We start from the raw sequence: 2,690 nt of genomic DNA on the forward strand, positions 1-2,690 counted from the left end.
AAGCCATATTAACTATTCCGACAGGACATAATCCTCTTGGTTTTAGCATGCCTGAAAGCAACCGCCGGCGTTTAGCAGAGCTCGCTAATCAGTTCCAAATTCCGGTTATTGAAGATGCAATGTATGCTGAACTACAACTCACCGAGCCTCTCCTACCCAACATTAAGGCATTTGACCAAAATGGATGGGTCTTGGTCTGTGGTAGCTATACCAAAACTGTGGCACCTGACTATCGAATTGGTTGGCTAGAAGCTGGACGCTTTCGTAATATTGTGCAGCAAATTAAATTAACAACAACCGTTGCCGAACCAACTTTACTCACCGAAACTTTAGGACTTTTTTTAGAAAATGGTGGTTACGATCTGCATTTACGTCAGCTCAAAAAGCGCTATCAACAACAAATCGATACCATCAACTCTTATATTTGTCGCTATTTTCCACTCGGTACTCGAGTTAGTCGTCCACAAGCTGGATTTATTTTATGGTTAGAGCTACCCGAATCTATTGATACATTAGAACTGTTTCATCAAGCAATGGATGAAAAGATCTTATGTATGCCAGGAATTTTATGTTCGGCTGATAAACGTTTTAGTCATTGTTTACGTATAGCAGCCTGTTTCGAATTAAATCCGAAAATGTTAAATGCTTTGATGCGCTTAGGAGAGTTAGCAAAAAATATGCTACCCGCGCAAAATGATATAACTCAAATTCCTACTAATTCAGTAGGTTGAATCAAAAATGCGGAGTTAATAAAATAAAACCATATATTTTTTATGCCTTTTATTTTATGAAAACCGAACTTCTCTCTCCCGCAGGTTCTCTTAAAAACATGCGCTATGCATTTGCTTATGGTGCAGATGCAGTATACGCAGGCCAACCTCGTTACAGCTTACGTGTACGTAATAATGCTTTTGACCATGACAACTTAAAAATTGGTATTGATGAAGCCCACGCTTTGGGTAAGAAGTTTTATGTTGTGGTAAATATTCAGCCACATAACAGCAAATTAAAAAACTTTATACGCGATCTTGAGCCAATTGTGGCTATGCAGCCAGATGCTCTGATTGAACCGTACCGGGTTTGTCGGAGACTTTTTTATTTAAGTTAGGCCACCTGACCTAACGGATTAATCTTATCATAGTACATTGCTTCAAACTCAAAAGGCGATACATAACCCAGTGCACTGTGTACACGCTTTTTATTGAACCAATCTACCCAGTTTAGTGTCGCAAGTTGTACATCTGCTAAACCTTGCCAATCTGCTTTTAAATATGTTTAGTCCCGGCATTTGATGGATCGGATCAATTTTAAAAAGTTCAGGTTCATCTGTCCACTGTTTGCAGATGAATTCGTAGGGAGTCAGGCCCCTGAGTGTTTTGAGTCTGCGGCCGAAGTTGTATGCAGCAATAAAATCAGCAAGGTGAATGCATAGCTGAGTGTGATCGTCGTAATGGAACCGTTTGACAGTAGCTTCTTTAATCGTTCGGTTCATCCTCTCGACCTGTCCATTGGTCCATGGATGCTTAACCTTGGTAAGACGATGTTCAATGCCACATTCAGTACAAACCCGATCAAAGATGTGCTCAGAGGCGTAGCGATCACAGGTGCGGTTCGTGAACTGGATGCCGTTATCTGTTAGCACCGTATGGATTCTATAGGGCACAGCCTTAACCAGATTGCGCATGAACTCCGCGGCTGCCATCTTACTGGCTTTAGTATGCAATTCAGTGAACGCAAACTTGGAAGTGCGATCAATGGCAACGAAGAGATAAAGCTTACCCTGTGCTGTTTGCATCTCAGCGATGTCGATATGAAAGTAACCAATGGGGTAGCTCTTGAAGCGCTTCCTGACAGGGCGATCACCTTGTACCTCAGGCAGTCGTGAAATACCATGCCGCTGTAAGCAGCGGTGTAACGACGAGCGTGTCAGATAAGGAATACTCGGCTGCAATGCATAAAGGCAATCGTCTAGCGGCAACAAAGTGCGTTTTCGAAAAGCAACAATTGCCGCCTCATCTTCAGGCGATAACACGCTTGAGCGAGAATTCTTTGGGCCGGTTGTAAGATCATCTACTGAAGTACGTTTCTTCCATTTTGCGACGGTCTTTTGATTGATGCCGTAACGCTTGGCTAGCGTTCTTAAGCTCTCTTGACTATTTTGTATTGCTCGACGCACTGCCTGTGTCGTTGTGGCGCTGCTGTGTAGAACTTGTCCCATAGTGCTTCCTTCCATTTATCTGAGAATATTGCACCATTAAAATCTGGGACTAAACACCTAGATGTTTTTGCATAGACCCAAGTGTTAAATCATCATTACGATTCTTGCGTACCATACCATGGGCACGTGAAAAAGTAGAAAGCTTATATTTGTACGTCTTACGCCAAAAGGCCAAACAGAAACCGTAGCCTCAGGCAACACCCCTCTCATCATAAAATTATACCAGTCAGTAAAATACCTTTAGATTAAGCATATGTATGTTGGTTATTATTGTTGATTATCACAATAAATTAGTGACCAAAAATAAAAGTACCCCACCCCATCTTAAATTACGTCACACAAAATAAAAACTCTATATAACTGTTATATATAGAGTTTATTAACGTACCAATTGTGTTATTTAGTGTATTTTATGTCGGTGACTCTTGCCAAGGTTGGGGTCGCGAGTTCGAGTCTCGTTTCCCGCTCCAAA

Annotated in this window: 2 protein-coding genes and 3 pseudogenes; 3 read left to right on the forward strand and 2 right to left on the reverse strand. The window is 41.6% G+C overall.

From position 1 onward, the window contains the following. Together J582_RS24490 and J582_RS24495 are read left to right on the forward strand one after the other, a co-directional pair. Positions 1-731: PLP-dependent aminotransferase family protein (locus J582_RS24490; protein WP_032048828.1), on the forward strand; the 731-nt coding region annotated here is incomplete at its 5' end. Positions 732-787: 56 nt separating this feature from the next. Then, positions 788-1,066, forward strand: a pseudogene (locus J582_RS24495) (U32 family peptidase); the annotation flags it as partial. 38 nt (positions 1,067-1,104) lie between these two features. Here J582_RS24495 and J582_RS26525 read toward each other — a convergent pair. Next, a pseudogene (locus J582_RS26525) lies at positions 1,105-1,272 on the reverse strand (integrase core domain-containing protein); the annotation flags it as partial. Next, the gene (locus J582_RS24500; RefSeq protein ID WP_050674840.1) at positions 1,199-2,218 is read right to left on the reverse strand and encodes an IS481 family transposase; all 1,020 of its coding nucleotides are present in this window, start codon (positions 2,216-2,218) and stop codon (positions 1,199-1,201) included. The pseudogene J582_RS26525 and the gene J582_RS24500, both read right to left, overlap by 74 nt. A 59-nt stretch (positions 2,219-2,277) precedes the next feature. Here J582_RS24500 and J582_RS26530 point away from each other — a divergent pair. Continuing rightward, a pseudogene (locus J582_RS26530) lies at positions 2,278-2,406 on the forward strand (VF530 family DNA-binding protein); the annotation flags it as partial. Between the last annotated feature and the right edge of the window lie 284 nt (positions 2,407-2,690).

The sequence above is a fragment of the Acinetobacter sp. 1566109 genome (assembly GCF_000582255.1).
GTDB lineage: Bacteria > Pseudomonadota > Gammaproteobacteria > Pseudomonadales > Moraxellaceae > Acinetobacter > Acinetobacter nosocomialis.